Genomic DNA, 17,522 nt, shown 5'->3' with positions numbered 1-17,522 from the left:
GCGCGGGTAAGCCGGCGACAACCGTCATGACATCCCTGTGGATTCAGAGTAGCTTTGCGGAGTGCTGACAATTTTGAATGCCGCGAAGCGGGTGCTGGTGGGCCGGCCATTCCGGAACGACCGCCTGTCCCACACCTTGTTGCCTAAACGCATCGCTTTGCCCGTCTTCGCCTCGGACGCTTTGTCCTCGGTGGCATACGCCCCGGATGAAATCCTCCTGACGCTTGCCCTTGCGGGCGTGAGCGCAGTGGCGTTCTCCCCGTTGGTGGGCCTCGCCGTCATGGTGGTTTTGCTCACAGTCGTGGCTTCCTACCGCCAGAACGTGCACGCCTATCCCTCCGGCGGCGGCGACTACGAGATTGCCAACGTCAACCTCGGTAAGTACGCCGGTCTCACGGTCGCTTCTGCGCTGCTGGTGGACTACGTCCTCACTGTTGCAGTGTCCATGTCATCAGCGGCGACATACCTGACTACCGCCATCCCGGCACTGCATGGCCAGCAGGCAATGATCGCCACTATTGGCGTGATCATCCTGGCCCTGGTCAATCTTCGCGGGGTCAAGGAAGCCGGGACGCTCTTCGCTGTCCCTACGTACATCTTCATGGCGTCCATCCTTGGAATGACCGCGGTGGGCATCTTCCAGGCTGCCACCGGCACCTTGGGGGAGGCGCCTTCCGCCAACTTCACCATCGTTCCTGAGCCTGGCTTCGATGAGGGCCTGGTAGGGCTGGCCGGGGCCTTCCTGCTTCTGCGTGCCTTTTCATCGGGGGCGGCGGCGCTGACCGGCGTCGAAGCCATCAGCAACGGGGTGCCGAATTTCAAGAAGCCGAAGAGCAAGAACGCCGCCACCACGCTGCTGCTTCTGGGCGTTATTGCCTCGGCCATGCTTGCGGGCATCATTTATCTGGCTAACGCTACAAAGGTCCACATCGTCCTCGATCCGGCCCGGGAATTCCTGGTTGACGGCAAGCCGCTTCCGGAGGACTACATCCAGACCCCGGCCATCAGCCAGATAGCCGACACCATTTTCGGTTCCGGCTCCATCCTTTTCTATATCGTGGTTGCGGCCACCGGCATCATCCTGGTGTTCGCTTCCAACACAGCTTTCAACGGTTTCCCCGTGCTGGGCTCGATCCTTGCCCAGGACGGCTACCTTCCACGCCAGCTCCGCACTCGCGGTGACAGGCTTGCGTTCAGCAACGGCGTCCTCGCGTTGGCAGCCGGGGCGCTGGTCCTGATTCTCGCGTTCAACGCAGATGTCACCAAGTTGATCCAGCTGTACATTGTGGGCGTCTTCATCTCTTTCACGGCCAGCCAGCTCGGCATGGTCCGGCACTGGGGGCGAGAGCTGAAACTGGCCAGGGATAAAGCTGTCCGTCGCCGGATCTTCAAGTCGCGCACTATCAACATGGTGGGATTTGGCATGACGGCGCTGGTCCTCGTCATCGTCCTCATCACCAAATTTGAGCAGGGCGCCTGGATAGCGTTGCTGGCCATGTTTGTCCTCTTCCTCATCATGTGGAGCATCCGCGCCCACTATGACAATGTGGCCAAGGAATTGGCCGTGGACGAGGATTCGTCACCGCGGGCACTTCCCACGCGGGTGCACGCGGTACTTCTTGTCTCGCACGTCCGCAAACCGGTGCTTCGTGCGCTGGCCTATGCTCGGGCGTCCCGGCCATCGCGCCTGGATGCAGTGACGGTGGACATCAACACGGAAGAGACCGAGCAAACTGTCCGGGATTGGGAAAAGCTGGAAATTCCCGTCCCCCTGACCGTACTGGCCAGCCCGTACCGCGAAACCGTGACCCCCATCATGGACTACATCAAGAACGTGCGCCGCGACTCCCCGCGGGACCTGATCGTGGTGTACATCCCCGAATATGTGGTGGGTAAATGGTGGGAACAACTCGTCCACAACCAAACAGCACTCAGAATAAAGACAAGGCTCCATTTCGAATCCGGAGTCATGGTTGCCAGTGTTCCTTGGCAGCTGAAGTCCTCCGAAGAAGCAAAGGCACTGCAGGATACTTAATGACTTCCCACAGCAATACCCCCCAACCCCAACGCACCGGAGACCAGGGTGCAGCCCCCACTGAACTGGTGGTCGATGTCGGCCCCATAGCCCATGGAGGGCACTTCGTCGCCAGGCACGAAGGGCGCGTCATCTTCGTCCGGCATGCGATCCCGGGGGAGAAGGTCCGTGTCCGGTTGACTGACTCCGGCGACTCGTCGCGCTTCTGGCGTGCCGACGTCGTCGAGGTCCTGGAGGCCTCACCTGACCGCGTTCCGCACTTTTGGAAGCAGGCCGATTCGCTGGGCTCATGGAGCCGCGGGGCTCCGCCGGTGGGCGGCGCCGAGCTCGGACACATTTCCCTGCAGCGCCAACGGGCCCTGAAAGCCGAGGTGCTTGCCGAACAGCTCAAGCGGCTTGCCGGTTTGGACCTGGCCACAGAGGTGGAAGCTGTGGGAGACAATCACGACGGCGGACTCGGCTGGCGTACGCGCGCCAGCTTCGCGGTGACCCCCAAGGGTCGGTTGGGGATGCATGCGCACCGTTCAGACGTCGTGCTTCCCATCAAGGAGATGCCGTTGGCGCTTGCAGGAGTCAACGAGCTGAAGCTGTGGGACCTTGACTTGTCCGGCATTGCCCGCGTGGAGGTCGCGGTGCCCGCCAACGGTTCGCGGCCCCTGATCCTGCTGGCTCCGGAAGAATCCACGAGCCCCAAGAGATTGCACAGCATCCTGTCGCAGTTGCCGCACGACGTCTCGGTTGCGAGCTTCGATCCCAGCAAGGGCGAGGTCCTGCAGCTGCGGGGGAGAACCTGGGTGCAGGAGAGTGCGGCAGGGCATGAATACCGTGTGACCGGTGAGGGTTTTTGGCAGATCCACAAGGACGCCCCGGACACGCTGGTGGACGCTGTAACGGGCTATCTTTCCAACGGCGGGTACCTGCAGCCCGGCGCCGCAGTTGCCGACCTCTACGCCGGTGCGGGCCTGTTTACGGCACCTCTGGCGGACGCCGTCGGAGTGACCGGTTCGGTACTTTCCGTGGAGGGCGCCCCGGGCACCAGCCGCGACGCCCGCAAAAACCTGCACGGTGAAGCCCAGGTGGAAATCGTTCAGGGACGTGTTGAGCGGGTCCTGCACCAACGCTCCCGCAGCTTCGACTCGCTGGTGCTGGATCCACCCCGCGCCGGAGCCGGCAAGGCTGTGGTCAAGCAACTGATGGCCACCGGGCCCCGCGCAATCGCCTATGTGTCGTGTGATCCGGCATCCTTCGCACGTGATCTGGGTTACTTCCATGAAGGTGGTTGGCGACTCGAGTCGCTGCGCGCCTTCGATTTGTACCCGAACACCCATCATTTGGAAACGGTAGGGCTGATCGTCCCCGCCGCTTAGACGACGGACCGCCCGACTGCCATGGTGCAGAAGGAGGAACAGCCTGTTTCCGTCGCGAAGCTTGATCAGTGACGCAACGCCGGAGTATGCCACTACGATGGCTGTAGTAGCCCCGGTCCGCAGTATTCAACGCCGCGGACCGGGGTGACCACGAGAGATGCCGCCCGGCTAAGTAAGGTGCGCCTAACTGGCTAGCGGCCAACCACGCGACAAAGATGAAACTGTTGCGAGAGGAGTCCTGCCATGAGCACTGTGGACAGCTTCGGTTCCAAAGGCGTACTGAATGTAGCCGGCACCGACTATGAAATTTTCCGGTTGAACTCCGTAGAGGGCGCAGACAGCCTTCCGTTCAGCCTTAAGGTATTGCTTGAAAACCTCCTGCGGACTGAGGATGGCGCCAATATTACGGCTGACCATGTCCGCGCCCTGGCCGGTTGGGATCCCAATGCGGAGCCCGACACGGAAATCCAGTTCACCCCCGCCCGCGTCATCATGCAGGACTTCACCGGCGTTCCCTGCGTCGTGGACCTGGCTACCATGCGTGAAGCCGTCAAGGAGCTCGGCGGTGACCCCAAGCGCGTCAACCCGTTGGCGCCTGCGGAAATGGTCATCGACCACTCCGTCCAGATCGATGCCTTCGGAAACTCCGGCGCACTGGAGCGCAACATGGAGATCGAATACCAGCGCAACGGTGAGCGCTACCAGTTCCTTCGCTGGGGCCAGACCGCATTCGATGACTTCAAGGTTGTTCCCCCGGGAACCGGCATCGTACACCAGGTCAACATCGAGTACCTGGCACGCACGGTCATGACCCGCGAGGTAGACGGTGTTGTCCGCGCCTACCCCGACACTTGTGTTGGCACCGACTCGCACACCACCATGGTCAACGGCCTGGGCATCCTGGGTTGGGGCGTTGGCGGTATCGAAGCCGAAGCTGCAATGCTCGGCCAGCCCGTTTCCATGCTGATTCCCCGCGTTGTCGGCTTCAAGCTCAAGGGCAGCATCCCCGCAGGCGCTACCGCGACTGACGTGGTGCTGACCATCACCGAAATGCTGCGCAAGCACGGTGTTGTTGGCAAGTTCGTTGAGTTCTACGGTGAGGGCGTCGCCGCTGTGCCGCTGGCCAACCGTGCAACCATCGGCAACATGAGCCCGGAGTTCGGTTCCACGGCTGCCATGTTCCCGATCGACGACGTCACCCTGGACTACTTGCGCCTGACCGGCCGCTCCGAAGCAAATGTCGCCCTCGTGGAGGCATACAGCAAGGAACAGGGCCTCTGGCACGATCCCTCCCGCGAACTGCGGTTCTCCGAGTTCCTCGAGCTGGACCTGTCCACCGTTGTTCCCTCCATCTCAGGCCCCAAGCGTCCCCAGGACCGCATTGAGCTCACGGATGCCAAGGAACAGTTCCGCAAGGACATCCACAACTACGTCGCCATCGAAGACGGCAGCGTGGACGAGGCCCTGGATGAGTCGTTCCCGGCTTCCGATTCGCCGTCCTTCACACATGCTGATTCGCACACCACGGAGACGGCACGCGTTGCATCCGCCGCCAACGGTGCGCATGGCCGCCCCTCGTCGCCGGTCAAGGTCACCACGGCCGACGGCCGCGAGTTCGAGCTGGACCACGGAGCAGTGTCGATCGCTTCGATCACGTCCTGCACCAACACGTCCAACCCGTCCGTCATGCTGGCTGCGGCCCTCCTTGCACGCAACGCCGTGGACAAGGGCCTGACCTCCAAGCCGTGGGTCAAGACCTCTGTTGCCCCGGGTTCGAAGGTCGTCACGGACTACTACGAAAAGTCCGGTCTGACCCCTTACCTGGAGAAGCTTGGCTTCTACATCGTGGGTTACGGCTGCGCCACCTGCATCGGTAACTCCGGACCGCTGGAGCCGGAAATCTCCGAGGCCATCCAGGCCAACGACCTCTCCGTCACCGCTGTCCTCTCGGGTAACCGCAACTTCGAAGGCCGCATCAACCCGGACGTGAAGATGAACTACCTGGCCTCGCCGCCACTGGTCATCGCCTACGCACTGGCCGGCACCATGGACTTCGACTTCGATACCGATGCCCTGGGCACCGACTCCGAAGGCAACGAAGTCTTCCTGAAGGACATCTGGCCGAACCCCATCGAGGTGCAGGAAGTCATCGACTCCTCCATCGACGAGGCTATGTTCGCCAAGGGTTACGAGGGCGTCTTCGACGGCGACGAGCGCTGGAAGGCACTCGACACCCCTGCCGGTGACACCTTCGCGTGGGCCGAAGATTCCACCTACGTGCGGAAGCCCCCATACTTCGAGGGCATGAAGGCCCAGCCGGATCCCGTCAAGGACATCTCGGGCGCCCGTGTGCTCTTGAAGCTCGGCGATTCCGTCACCACGGACCACATCTCCCCGGCCGGTTCCTTCAAGTCGGACACCCCCGCGGGCCAGTACCTCCTGGCCAACGGTGTGGAGCGCAAGGACTTCAACTCCTACGGTTCACGCCGTGGCAACCACGAAGTCATGATCCGCGGTACGTTTGCCAACATCCGCATCAAGAACCAGCTCCTGGACAACGTAGAGGGTGGCTTCACCCGCGACTTCAGCCAGGAAGGTGCGCCCCAGGCTTACGTCTACGATGCAGCCCAGAACTACCAGGCAGCGGGAACGCCCCTGGTTGTCCTGGCAGGCAAGGAATACGGTTCGGGTTCGTCCCGTGACTGGGCGGCCAAGGGCACCGCGCTCCTGGGCGTCAAGGCCGTCGTCGCTGAAAGCTACGAGCGCATCCACCGCTCCAACCTCATTGGCATGGGCGTCCTTCCGTTGCAGTACCCTGCCGGAGAGTCCGCAGCAACGCTGGGGCTGACGGGTACGGAGACCTTCGCGGTGGAAGGCGTCACCGAGCTCAACAACGGCACCACGCCGAAGACGCTCAAGGTAACGGCCACGGCTGAAGACGGTACCGCCAAGTCCTTCGATGCCGTTCTGCGCATCGATACACCGGGTGAAGCGGACTACTACCGCAACGGCGGCATCCTGCAGTACGTCCTGCGCCAGATCTCGGCATAACGGACCGGCTGGTCTCCAGCTGATCCAGAAGCCGGACAGCCCCGGCTGGTCGCCTGACCAGCCGGGGCTGTTGGCGTCCCGGGACCCTGCCAGGAAGAACGATGCCGGGGCCCGGATCGAGGGCGCAACGCGTGGGCCCGGGCACGCGCTAGAGTTAACAAGCACGTCATTCACCCTAAGGAGGGCCGTTGGGACTTTTGGAAACCGTCAAGGATCCACGGGACCTGGCCAAACTGTCCGGCACGGAGCTGGAACAACTGGCCGGCGAAATCAGGGAATTCCTGATCACCAACGTAGCCGCAACGGGTGGACACCTTGGTCCCAACCTGGGCGTTGTTGAACTCACGCTCGCTGTCCACCGGAATTTCGAATCCCCGCGGGACAGCGTGGTGTTCGATACCGGGCACCAGTCCTATGTCCATAAGCTGCTTACGGGACGCAAGGACTTCACCACGCTTCGCCAGCAAGGAGGCCTGTCCGGTTATCCGGACCGCGCGGAGTCCGAGCACGACATCGTGGAAAGTTCACATGCGTCCTCCTCCTTGTCCTGGGCAGATGGCATTTCGCGTGCCCGGCAGTTGACCGGCGAGGGCGACCGGTTCGTCGTCGCCGTTGTTGGCGATGGGGCGCTGACCGGTGGAATGGCATGGGAAGCCATCAACAACATTGCCGCGGATAAGCGGCGTCGCGTCGTGATAGTTGTCAACGACAATGGACGCTCCTATGCTCCCACTGTGGGCGGTTTTGCTGACTACCTTGCCTCACTGCGTCCCACCATCGACTCCCTCCGCACCACCCCGGCCTACGAGCGGATGCTGGACTGGTGGAAGAAGAAGCTCCAGAACGGCGGCCCCGCCGGCCAGTTCACCTATAAGAGCCTGCATGCCATGAAGAAGGGCATCAAGGACTGGTGGGCCCCGCAGGGCATGTTCGAGGACCTTGGCATGAAGTACATCGGCCCGGTTGACGGGCATAACCTCCAAGCCATGGAGCATGCCCTCAACACGGCCAAGGCTTACGGCGGACCCGTCATTGTTCATGCCATGACGGAAAAGGGCCACGGCTATGCTCCGGCCCTGGCCAATGAAGCAGACCAATTCCACGCCGTAGGAATCATCGACCCTGAAACGGGCGAGCCCACCGAAATGCCTGGCGCGCGGTCCTGGACCTCGGTATTCGCTGAAGAAATCGCGGATATTGCTGATGAGCGCCCCGACATCGTGGGCATCACCGGCGCCATGCTCATCCCTGTGGGATTGCACAAGTTCGCTGAGCGCCATCCGGAGCGGGTGATCGACGTCGGCATTGCGGAGCAGCATGCGCTGACGTCCGCCGCAGGAATGGCGTTCGGTGGCCTGCACCCGGTGGTGGCCGTTTACGCAACCTTCTTGAACCGCGCGTTTGACCAGCTCCTCATGGATGTCGCGCTCCACAAAGCCGGTGTCACTATAGTCCTGGACCGTGCCGGTGTGACAGGCCCGGACGGACCCAGCCATCACGGGATGTGGGATATGGCGATGGTCCAGATCGTGCCCGGGCTCCATCTGGCTGCTCCCCGCGATGCCACCCGGCTCCGCGAAGAACTGCGTGAGGCGGTGGCGATCAACGATGCTCCCACTGTGGTGCGGTTCTCCAAGGGCAGCGTCGGTTCCGAGGTTGAAGCTATCGAGAGGCTTCATGACGGCGTTGACATTCTCGCGCGGCGCCCGGAGGGCTCTACCGAGAACGATGTGTTGATTGTCAGCGTCGGTGCCATGTCCGAGCTCGCACTCGATGTTGCTACCCGCTTGGGTGCCCAGGGCATCAGCTCCACTGTGGTGGATCCCCGGTGGGTCCTCCCTGTCCGGAAATCGATCATCGCCCTTGCCGCCCGTCACCGCTTGGTGATCTGCATCGAAGACGGCGTCCGGGCAGGTGGCGTGGGCTCGCGTATACGGCAGGAAATGCGGGCTGCCGGTGTAGACACCGCACTGAACGAGGTGGGCTTGCCCGTTGAATTCCTGGTACACGGCTCCCGCAGCCAGGTACTGGAACGCGTGGGCCTCACCGCCCAGAAAATAACCCACGACGTCGTAGCCCAGGTTTTGGGGACGAAGGTCCCGTTTGCCAGGCCCCTCCCGGGCCAGGAACACCCCACCACCGGCAGCCTGCCAACCCTGTGACGGACGAGCGCGTGCCGGGCGCATTGCAGCCCGGCGACCTCGTGGTGTCGAGGAACAGGAAGTGGGACGGCAAAGCCCACTGGGTGGTGCCTGGCCGCTACCTTGGTGAGGACATTCACGGTTGGTGGATATTTCAGGGAGCGGGGGAGTTTTGCGCACGCCCGGGCGCGGCTTTCTATACGGCGTCTGATGCTGTCTTGTTGGTCCCGCGGACCGGTGAGTTTGTTGCGACGTTCTATGACGACAGCTATCCGGGCGACTTCAGGATCTACGTCGACCTCGCCACAGCCCACGCTTGGAACCCCCTCAAGCCGGGTGTAACAGAGTTCCACATGATCGACATGGATCTGGACGTCATCCGTTCCACCAGGCACGGGGTATTCGTGGACGATGAAGACGAGTTTGAGCAGCATCGGATGGCCATGGGCTATCCGCAACAGACGGTGGACGCAATGCGCGCAGAATGCGCAGCCCTCTTCGAGGCAGTGGACACCATGAAAGCACCTTTCGACGTCAATGGGGCCACCAGCACCAGCGCCGAGTGGTTCAGGAAAGGACGAGCATGAGCGGCATCATCCGCGCGTACAAGCGCGACGACGAAGGAGTACTTCACTTCCGGGAGGCCTGGTACGACGACGAAGACCAGCAGTTCGTGGTCAATCACGGTGTAGTGGGCCACCAGAGCAAGACCGACGAAGCAAACGTTGACGACGAATCTGCCGTGGAAGGCCTGATGGCCGCTTTTGCCGCGCAATGCGAGGAAGACGGCTACGCCGAGATTCCCGAGTCCGAGCAGTTCTGGGTAGTTGCCCAAATTGCCTTGAAAACCAAGGACGGCACCGAACGTGACCGGCATCTTGAGCGGAAAGCCAAAGCCGCCCTCACCGGTGAGCTGGCGTGGCGTGGGCTGGGCGTGGTGGACCGTTCGGAAATCGGCAACGGCCATCTGAACATTTTCTGCCTCTGCCCGGACGTCAATAAGGCTGTGAACGCCATCAAGATCTGCGTCCGCGGTGAGGATCTGGACTTCACCAAGCTCACGGTCGCAGCAGCGCCACACAGCGACCCCACGGCATTCCGGGTGAAGCACTCGCCCAAGCAGGGTGTGGGCTTTACTCTCTAAGTAGCACCCAACGCATCAGGAGGGATCTCCATGTCGTCCAAGAGCAACTGGCCCGGACATACGCCGCTGCCCAAAGGTCTCGCTGCGCCGGCGAAACGCGCCCTGGCCCACGAAGGGATAGAGACGCTGGAGCAGCTGGCCGAGTTCGGCGAGCTGAAACTTTCCAAGCTCCACGGCATGGGCCCGGTAGCCATAGCGCAGCTTGAGGATGCCATGGAGGAATCAGGGATCTCCTACGGCGCCCGTTAGCTTGGAGTGCTTTTGTTGCCTCGGGTGACCAACTGGTCCCCGCGCCCCGTATAGGCTGAATTCATGACTGAATACCGACGCCTTGGCCGTTCTGGACTGACCGTCTCAGCTGTGGGGCTGGGCTGCAACAACCTGGGCCGCGCCAATACTCCCACTGAGTCCCAGGAAGGCACGGACGCTGTTGTCCACGCCGCGATTGACGCCGGGGTAACGTTCTTCGACGTCGCCGATGTTTACGGTCGTGAGCCAGGCCTGAGTGAGGTCATGCTGGGCAAGGCGCTGAAAGGCCGCCGTGATGACGTGGTCATCGGAACCAAGTTCGGTATGGACATGCGCGGAGCCAACGGCAGGGACTTCGACGCCCGGGGTTCGCGTCGATACATTGTCAAAGCCGTCGAAGCTTCACTCCGCCGCTTGGACACCGACTGGATCGACCTCTACCAGTTCCACACCCCGGATCCGCGGACTCCCATCGAGGAGACCTTGGCAGCCCTGGATGACCTGGTGTCCAGCGGCAAGGTGCGGTACATCGGCCATTCCAACTTTGCCGGCTGGCAGATAGCCGAGGCTGAGTATGTAGCACGACAATCACCATCAGGTGGCGTCCGCTTCATCTCGACGCAGAACCATTACAACCTCCTGGATCGGCGCGCCGAACTCGAAGTGCTTCCCGCAGCCGGGGCCTTCTCCTTGGGTGTCCTGCCGTACTTCCCCTTGGCCAACGGGCTGCTCACCGGAAAGTACTCCGCAGGGAAAGCCCCGGAAGGCTCACGATTGAGCCACACCCGCACCAACCTCGTACACGACGCCGACTGGGAGCAGCTTGGCCGCTTCGGCCAGTTCGCCAAGGAACGGGACATCAGCGAGCTTCAGTTGGCGTTCTCCTGGTTGGCCGCGCAGCCCGGGGTCAGCAGCGTCATCGCGGGTGCCACCCGTCCGGAGCAGATCCGTGAGAACGCCGAAGCCGTGTGCTGGGTCCCCACGCAGGAGGATCGCGAGGAACTGGACGAGATCTTCCCGCGGGCGCCGAAGGTGGCACTCTTCTAACCCTCTCCCACATCCCACCCACTCTTACAGGTGTCCCTCTCTCACATAACAGCCCTTAAACCGGAACTGCGGCCGTATGGTTTTCTGAGACAGCTTGATGGGAGATTGCGTTTCGGATGAGCACGCCCAGAAGAAAATATGATGCCGCGTTCCGTGAGGAAGCAGTGCGGTTGGTTTTGTCCGCGGATCGGTCGGTGAAGCAGGTCGCCGAGGAGATCGGGGTAAAGGAAAGCACGTTGGGGAACTGGCTCGCTCGGGCTCGTGCGCGTTCCTCGGACGGGCCTGTCCCGGTCCCGGTGCCCGATCGTGGGCCCGTGGCGTGGGAGGAACACCGGAAGGCTTTGGCCGAGAATGAGCGGTTGAAGGCCGAGGTCGAGTTCCTGGGAAAAGTCAGCGCCTTCTTTGCCGCGAAGCAAAAGTAGAGGACTTCTACGAGTTCATCGAAGCGGAGAAGGCCAACCATTCCGTGGTGTGGCTATGCCGGGCGCTGAAGGTCTCCCGGGCCTCGTTCTACCGCTGGCGCAACCCTGCCGGGCCCTCACCGCGTACGGTGCGGCATGAGAATCTGGTCACGGCGGTCAGCGGCCTGTACGAGAAGGAAGAAGGCCGTGCCGGCCGTGATCAGCTGACTCTTTTGCTGAACGCGGCCGGGACCAAAGTCTCCGCCCCCACCGTGGGGGCCATCATGCGCGAAAAGGGCCTGCGGGCCATCCGAACCCAGGCCTGGAAACAGACCACGGTTCAGGACCCGCAGGCCAAGACCGCCCATATCGAGAACCACATGCTCGATGACCAGGGAAAACGCGACTTCACCTCCACAGTGCCCGGGACCCGACTGGTCGGTGACATCACCTACCTGCGCACCGGTGAGGGCTGGCTCTACCTGGCCACCGTCATCGACCTGTTTTCCGGCATGGTCATCGGCTGGTCCATGGCTGCCCACATGCGGGCAAGCCTGTGCACCGCGGCATTGCAGATGGCCCGGAACCACGGACACCTCAGCGGGCCCTCGGTCATCTTCCACTCCGACCGCGGTACCCAGTACACCTCCGACGAATTTCAGAACTGGTGCGGCAGCAACAGCGTCACCCAGTCCATGGGCAAAGTCGGCGTCTGTTGGGACAACGCAGTCGCGGAGAACTTCTTCTCGCACCTGAAAACCGAGTTCTACCACCACCAACGCTTCACATCCCGGCTCGCCGCCCGGACCGGAGTAATGGAATACATCGAGGGCTGGTACAACCGCCGCCGACCCAACAGAAGGGCCGGCGGCGCAGCCCCACTAACCGCCCACACCACCTACAACCCCGGCCGCCAGCAACCCCTGGCAGCCTAACCAACAACGACGAAACCTGTCTCAAAAACTTGACGAGCGCAAACGCTCTCCCACCAAGGTGAGAGAGCGTTCCGGTTTAAGCGGCGGATATGAGAGAGCGTTCCGGTTTAGGCGGCGGGATCTGAGAGAGGGATGAGTTAAGCAGGCGCTGATGCAACGCCAGGGGCGAGAAACCTCTTGCCGTTGACACGCTCCGATGCGCCCACCCGGTCCAGGTACGGCGTAATGCCGCCCAGGAACATCGGCCACCCTGCGCCCATGATGACGCAAAGGTCGATGTCTTCGGGTCCGGCCACGACACCTTCTTCGAGCATCAGTCCTATCTCCTCGGCCAGTGCATCCTGGGTGCGCCGGAGGACTTCTTCGCCAGTGGACGGGGTGTTGCCGAAGGACATGATGGCCAGCGTCTCCGCCGGGATGACGGGAGTTCCGTCAGGCCCGGGGACCCAGAGGCTCTTCACTCCGTTGTCGATGAGTTTCTGCAGGTTTTGCGAGACCGGGAACCGGTGGCCGAACGCGGCGTGCAGGGACTCCTGGACATGCTGGGCGACCGGCAGGCCAACCATTGCACTCAAGGTGAACGGCGACATTGGCAGCCCCATGGGACGCAGCGCGCTGTCTGCCACCTCCGCCGGGGTTCCTTCGTCGAACGCCGCGATAACCTCGCCCATGAGGCGAAGCAGGATGCGGTTTACCACGAAGGCTGCGGCGTCCTTGACCAGGACGGCGGTCTTCTTGAGTCCCTTGGCGAGTTCGAATGCGGTGGCCAGGACGGCGTCGTCGGTCTTTGGTGCCCGAACGATCTCCAACAACGGCATGACAGCCACCGGGTTGAAGAAGTGGAAGCCCACCAGGCGTTCGGGGTGCTTCAAATCTTCGGCCATGGCAGTGACGGACAGTGAGGACGTGTTCGTGGCCAGAATGCACTCGGGAGAAACTATCGCTTCCACCTCGGCGAAGACCTGCTTCTTGATGTGCAGTTCTTCGAAGACGGCTTCGATGACGAAGTCGGCATCGGCGAAGGCTTCCTTGGAGACGGAACCCGTAATGAGCGCTTTGGTCCTGTTGGCGGCGTCCTGCTTGATCCGCTTCTTGGCAAGCATTTTGTCGACTTCGGCGTGGACGTATGCGACGCCCTTGTCCACCCGTGCCTGATCGATATCGGTCATGACCACCGGGACTTTCAGCTGCCGGGCGAACAACAATGCCAGCTGGCTTGCCATGAGCCCTGCACCCACAACGCCGATCTTGGTGACGGGGCGGGCAAGCTTGCGATCGGGGGCGCCCGCGGGACGCTTGGAGCGCTTTTGGACGAGGTCCAGGAACGCGTACACGGTGGAGCGGAACTCGTCGGTTTGCATGAGCCCGGCGAGGGTCTCGCACTCGAGTTCAGCCGACTCGGCTTGGGTCATGGTGCGGTTGGCCTCCATGACGTCCAGGACCTTGCCCGGGGCAGGGGAGGCGTTGGAGGTCTTGGACTCCACGAAAGCCCGACCTGCGGCTACCGCAGCTGCCCAACGGGCGGTGACTGCGTCATCGGTGGCATCAACGGAGTTCTTCCGCTCAGGCGTCACCTCGCCGGAAATGACCCGGGCCGCCCACGCTAGCGACTGCTCCACAAAGTCGGCAGGTTCGAACATGGCATCAGCCACGCCGAGTTCGAACGCCTGGGGTCCGGTCAGCGTGCGGTTGTTGCTGAGGGGATTCTCGATCATCACCTTGACGGCATTCTCGGGACCGATGAGGCGGGGCAGGATGTAGACGCCGCCCCAACCCGGTACGAGGCCGATGAACGCTTCAGGCAAGGCCAGCGCGCCGGCACCCGTGGAGACGGTCCGATACGTGGACTGCAGGGCGATCTCCAGCCCGCCGCCCAAGGCCAGGCCATTGATGAAGGCGAAGCTCGGAACACCCAGGTCGGCGAGCGTGCTGTAGACGGCGTGGCCAAGCTGTGCCATCCAGAGCCCGTGCTCGCGTTCCTTGAGTGTCTTTACGGCCGAAAGGTCGGCCCCGGCCACCAGGAAGTAAGGCTTTCCGGTGACGCCGACGCCGACGATTTCTCCCCGCGAGGCCCGCTCCTTGAGCTTCTCCAAGACCCCGCCGAGTTCAACGAGCGTATTGGGCCCCAGTGTGGTGGGCTTGGAGTGGTCAAGGCCATTATCCAAGGTGATCAGCGCGAAGGTCCCGGCGCCCCCCGGCAGCTTGATGTCCTGCACATAGGAGTGCGTGACAACCTCATCAGGGAAAAGTGCGGCGAGCTTCTGGAATTCGGCGGCGCTCATGCGGCGGCTCCTTCGGTGGTGGCTTCGGTGGTGCCCTGGTCATTGGCGAACACTTCGTAGGCTGCATGGTGCGGGTTTTCCCAGATCACCGTGGCGCCCATGCCCAATCCAATGCACATGGTGGTAATGCCGTAACGAACAGAGTGGTCTTCCTCGAACTGCCGCGCGAGCTGGTTCATCAGGCGGACGCCCGAGGAAGCAAGTGGGTGTCCGACGGCGATCGCACCGCCATAGCGGTTGACCCGGGGATCGTCATCTGCGATGCCGAAGTGGTCCAGGAAACTGAGGACCTGGACGGCGAAGCCCTCGTTGATTTCGAAGAGTCCAATGTCCTCGATACCCAGTCCCGCGTTCTTCAGGGCCTTTTCCGTGGCGGGAACCGGTCCGATTCCCATGACCTCGGGTTCGACGCCGGCGAAAGCGTAGGAGACCAAGCGCATCTTGACTGAGAGGCCAAGTTCTTCAGCAGCTTCGGCCGAAGCGAGAACCGCGGCTGTGGCGCCGTCGTTCAATCCCGCAGCGTTGCCGGCGGTGACGCGACCATGGGCGCGGAACGGTGTCCGCAATTCGGCCAGGTCGGCAACAGTGGTGCCAGGCCGCGGCGGCTCGTCCGCGGTGTGCAGTGCCCAGCCCTGGCCGGGCTTCATGGTGGCTACGGGGACCAGGTCATGCTGGATTTGTTCGTTGGAGTAAGCTGCGGCGAGCTTGGCCTGGGAGGCCGCTGCATAGGTGTCCGTGCGGTCCTTGGTGATCGCGGGGAAGCGGTCGTGCAGGTTCTCTGCCGTGTTGCCCATGTTCAGGGCCGCGGGGTCCACCAGTCTTTCCGACATGAACCGCGGATTGGGATCGGCGCCTGCACCCATGGGGTGGTTGCCCATGTGCTCCACGCCGCCTGCAATGACGACGTCGTAGGCACCGAAACCGATGCCGCTCGCCGTCGTCGTTACTGCCGTCATGGCGCCAGCGCACATGCGGTCGATGGCGAAGCCGGGTACCGTGCGGGGGAGCCCGGCCAACAGCGCCGCGGTGCGGCCGATGGTGAGGCCTTGATCCCCGGTCTGGGTGGTGGCAGCGATGGCAACTTCGTCGATCCGGTCCGCGGGCAGTGAGGGATTCCGGCGCATCAGTTCGCGGATGCACTTCACCACGAGGTCATCGGCGCGGGTGCCCGCATATATGCCTTTTTCGCCGGCCTTTCCGAAGGGGGTGCGCACACCGTCCACGAAGACGACGTCGCGGACGTTCCTCTGAGCACTGCGTGATGGACTCATGTAATAACTCCTCGTTGAGACATGGCGCCGAGTCCCGCGTCGCGGGGGCTTCGGCTGGCATTGGGTCCAATGTTACTCGTGGGTAACTTAGCTTGCAAGGCCCGCGGAGGCGTTACCCACCTGTCCCCGGGGACGCGAAAGGCCTGCCCCACGAACCTCAGTTCGGGTGACAGGCCTCAAGGCGGGCGGGAGCTCAGCCGGCATTACCGGAAGGTAGCGCGTCCTTGGACGCTTGGACTTCCTTCCCCTTGGACTCCTTGCCGGGAAGCGGGGCCGGGTTCAAGCATGCTTCGGTGAGTATCGGGGCGGCGAAGGAGATTTGCCACTCACGCGCACCCAGGGACCGCAACTCTGCAGCGACGGACTCCAGGGAAACATCAGCCGGAGGGCGCCAGGCAACTCGTCGCAAATAATCCGGTGTCAGCAGGTTCTCCACTGGCAGCTTCAGCTCATCTGCCTTTGCCTGCAGGGCCGGCCTGGCGGTGGCAAGGCGTGCTGCGGCCTCGGGATCCCTGTCCGCCCAGACCCGTGGCGGAGGCGGGGCGTTGGTGGGTAAGTGCAGGGGTGGGAGATCCGTGAGTGTCCTGGCGTTGGTGATGCAGCGGAGCCAGCGCGGGGCTTCCCTCTGGGCGGACCGGCCGTGGAATCCCTTGGTGGCCAGGAGCTGCGGCACGGTGGTGGGCATGGCTTTGGCTGCAGCCACCAGCGCCGAGTCGGGGATGAGCCGGCCGGGAGCTACGTCCCGTTTGCGAGCCAATTGGTCCCGCTCAAGCCACAGCTCACGTACAGCTGCCAATTGGCGGCGGTCGCGTATCTGGTGGAGTCCGGAGGTCTTCCGCCAGGGATCCACACGCGGGGCGGAAAGGCCTGCCGCGAGGATGCCTGCAAACTCCTGTTCGGCGTATTCAAGCTTGCCGTCAGCCTCCAGCAACTCGATGAGTTCCTCGCGGAGTTCTGCGAGGACTTCGACGTCGAGCGCTGCGTATCGCAGCCAGGGTTCCGGCAGGGGGCGTGTGGACCAGTCGGCAGCGGAGTGTTCTTTCGCGAGGCCGAATCCGAGGAGTTGTTCAATGACGGCCGCAAGACCCACGCGGGGGAGTCCCGCGAGGCGGGCGGCAAGTTCGGTATCGAAGAGCTTGTCCGGCCACATGCCGAGCTCCGAAAGGCAAGGGAGGTCCTGTGACGCCGCGTGAAGGATCCATTCGACGCCGCGGAGGGCGTCATTGATGATGTCCAGGTTCTCGAATGGTTCGGGATCGATCAGCCAGGTTCCGGCGCCCTCGCGGCGGATCTGTACCAGGAAAGCCCGCTGCCCGTAGCGGAAGCCGGAAGCGCGTTCTGCGTCCACTCCGGCAGGTCCTGTTCCGGCGGCGATTGCGGTTGCGCACCGCTCCAGCCCGGACGGGGTGTCGATGACCAGGGGTACGCCTTCGCGGGGAGTATCGAGATCGATGATTTCAGGGACGTGGCTATCGAAGCCGTCTACCTTGATGTGGGTGGTGGGATCAGCAACCGGATCGCCGGCCGTGGTGTTTTCCGGATTTTCAGGGGTCATGGTGAGTTAAGCTTACCGATTCCGGCCGCAGCGGGGTGTTTCAG

12 protein-coding genes are annotated in these 17,522 nt (G+C 62.8%); 9 read left to right on the top strand and 3 right to left on the bottom strand.

Annotation, left to right across the window (positions count from 1 at the left end):
- Positions 1 to 61 precede the first annotated feature (61 nt).
- From AC6CH8_RS16135 to AC6CH8_RS16095, 9 genes are all read left to right on the top strand, one after another.
- Positions 62 to 2,035: an APC family permease gene (locus AC6CH8_RS16135; protein ID WP_498191479.1), complete on the top strand. Its 1,974-nt coding sequence runs from the start codon at positions 62 to 64 to the stop codon at positions 2,033 to 2,035.
- Positions 2,035 to 3,402: a class I SAM-dependent RNA methyltransferase gene (locus AC6CH8_RS16130; RefSeq protein WP_498191478.1), complete on the top strand. Its 1,368-nt coding sequence runs from the start codon at positions 2,035 to 2,037 to the stop codon at positions 3,400 to 3,402. The genes AC6CH8_RS16135 and AC6CH8_RS16130 overlap by 1 nt, the downstream gene beginning before the upstream one ends.
- A gap of 243 nt (positions 3,403 to 3,645) precedes the next feature.
- A complete protein-coding gene (gene acnA, locus AC6CH8_RS16125; RefSeq protein WP_091466740.1) occupies positions 3,646 to 6,453 on the top strand; it encodes an aconitate hydratase AcnA in 2,808 nt (935 codons plus the stop codon).
- A 188-nt stretch (positions 6,454 to 6,641) separates the two neighbouring features.
- Entirely contained in the window at positions 6,642 to 8,615 is a 1,974-nt protein-coding gene (gene dxs / locus AC6CH8_RS16120) for a 1-deoxy-D-xylulose-5-phosphate synthase (protein ID WP_498191477.1), read from the top strand.
- Positions 8,612 to 9,181 (top strand): DUF402 domain-containing protein, encoded by a 570-nt coding sequence (locus AC6CH8_RS16115; protein WP_420180787.1) that lies wholly within the window; start codon positions 8,612 to 8,614, stop codon positions 9,179 to 9,181. Before dxs ends, AC6CH8_RS16115 begins: the two co-directional genes overlap by 4 nt.
- The gene (locus AC6CH8_RS16110; RefSeq protein WP_091466746.1) at positions 9,178 to 9,738 is read left to right on the top strand and encodes a hypothetical protein; all 561 of its coding nucleotides are present in this window, start codon (positions 9,178 to 9,180) and stop codon (positions 9,736 to 9,738) included. The genes AC6CH8_RS16115 and AC6CH8_RS16110 overlap by 4 nt, the downstream gene beginning before the upstream one ends.
- Positions 9,739 to 9,768: 30 nt before the next feature.
- A complete protein-coding gene (locus AC6CH8_RS16105; protein WP_091466748.1) occupies positions 9,769 to 9,987 on the top strand; it encodes a helix-hairpin-helix domain-containing protein in 219 nt (72 codons plus the stop codon).
- Between the two features lie 63 nt (positions 9,988 to 10,050).
- Positions 10,051 to 11,034: an aldo/keto reductase gene (locus tag AC6CH8_RS16100; protein ID WP_474660341.1), complete on the top strand. Its 984-nt coding sequence runs from the start codon at positions 10,051 to 10,053 to the stop codon at positions 11,032 to 11,034.
- A 116-nt stretch (positions 11,035 to 11,150) separates the two neighbouring features.
- Positions 11,151 to 12,370, top strand: a protein-coding gene (locus AC6CH8_RS16095) for an IS3 family transposase (protein WP_498191476.1) whose coding sequence is annotated in 2 segments (ribosomal slippage) — positions 11,151 to 11,418 and positions 11,418 to 12,370 — 1,221 coding nt in all. Because the reading frame shifts where the segments join, the coding sequence is not laid out codon by codon here.
- Positions 12,371 to 12,507: 137 nt separating this feature from the next.
- Here the strand turns inward: AC6CH8_RS16095 and AC6CH8_RS16090 are convergent.
- From AC6CH8_RS16090 to AC6CH8_RS16080, 3 genes are all read right to left on the bottom strand, one after another.
- Positions 12,508 to 14,652, bottom strand: a complete 2,145-nt coding sequence (locus AC6CH8_RS16090; RefSeq protein WP_420180789.1) for a 3-hydroxyacyl-CoA dehydrogenase NAD-binding domain-containing protein — start codon at positions 14,650 to 14,652, stop codon at positions 12,508 to 12,510.
- A complete protein-coding gene (locus AC6CH8_RS16085; protein WP_498191475.1) occupies positions 14,649 to 15,923 on the bottom strand; it encodes a thiolase family protein in 1,275 nt (424 codons plus the stop codon). Before AC6CH8_RS16085 ends, AC6CH8_RS16090 begins: the two co-directional genes overlap by 4 nt.
- A 193-nt stretch (positions 15,924 to 16,116) precedes the next feature.
- The gene (locus AC6CH8_RS16080; protein ID WP_091466754.1) at positions 16,117 to 17,478 is read right to left on the bottom strand and encodes an HRDC domain-containing protein; all 1,362 of its coding nucleotides are present in this window, start codon (positions 17,476 to 17,478) and stop codon (positions 16,117 to 16,119) included.
- Positions 17,479 to 17,522: the final 44 nt, after the last annotated feature.

It is taken from the genome of Paenarthrobacter sp. GQ52 (assembly GCF_059759005.1).
The sequence above is the reverse complement of the archived record's forward strand: the minus strand, read 5'-3'. Positions and strand labels throughout refer to the sequence as shown.

Excerpts from the sequence above, each read along its gene's own strand:
- AC6CH8_RS16085 (WP_498191475.1), bottom strand. The coding sequence starts at position 15,923 with ATGAGTCCATCACGCAGTGCTCAGAGGAACGTCCGCGACGTCGTCTTC.
- AC6CH8_RS16130 (WP_498191478.1), top strand. The coding sequence starts at position 2,035 with ATGACTTCCCACAGCAATACCCCCCAACCCCAACGCACCGGAGACCAG.
- AC6CH8_RS16100 (WP_474660341.1), top strand. The coding sequence starts at position 10,051 with ATGACTGAATACCGACGCCTTGGCCGTTCTGGACTGACCGTCTCAGCT.
- AC6CH8_RS16080 (WP_091466754.1), bottom strand. The coding sequence starts at position 17,478 with ATGACCCCTGAAAATCCGGAAAACACCACGGCCGGCGATCCGGTTGCT.
- AC6CH8_RS16090 (WP_420180789.1), bottom strand. The coding sequence starts at position 14,652 with ATGAGCGCCGCCGAATTCCAGAAGCTCGCCGCACTTTTCCCTGATGAG.
- acnA (WP_091466740.1), top strand. The coding sequence starts at position 3,646 with ATGAGCACTGTGGACAGCTTCGGTTCCAAAGGCGTACTGAATGTAGCC.
- AC6CH8_RS16105 (WP_091466748.1), top strand. The coding sequence starts at position 9,769 with ATGTCGTCCAAGAGCAACTGGCCCGGACATACGCCGCTGCCCAAAGGT.
- AC6CH8_RS16110 (WP_091466746.1), top strand. The coding sequence starts at position 9,178 with ATGAGCGGCATCATCCGCGCGTACAAGCGCGACGACGAAGGAGTACTT.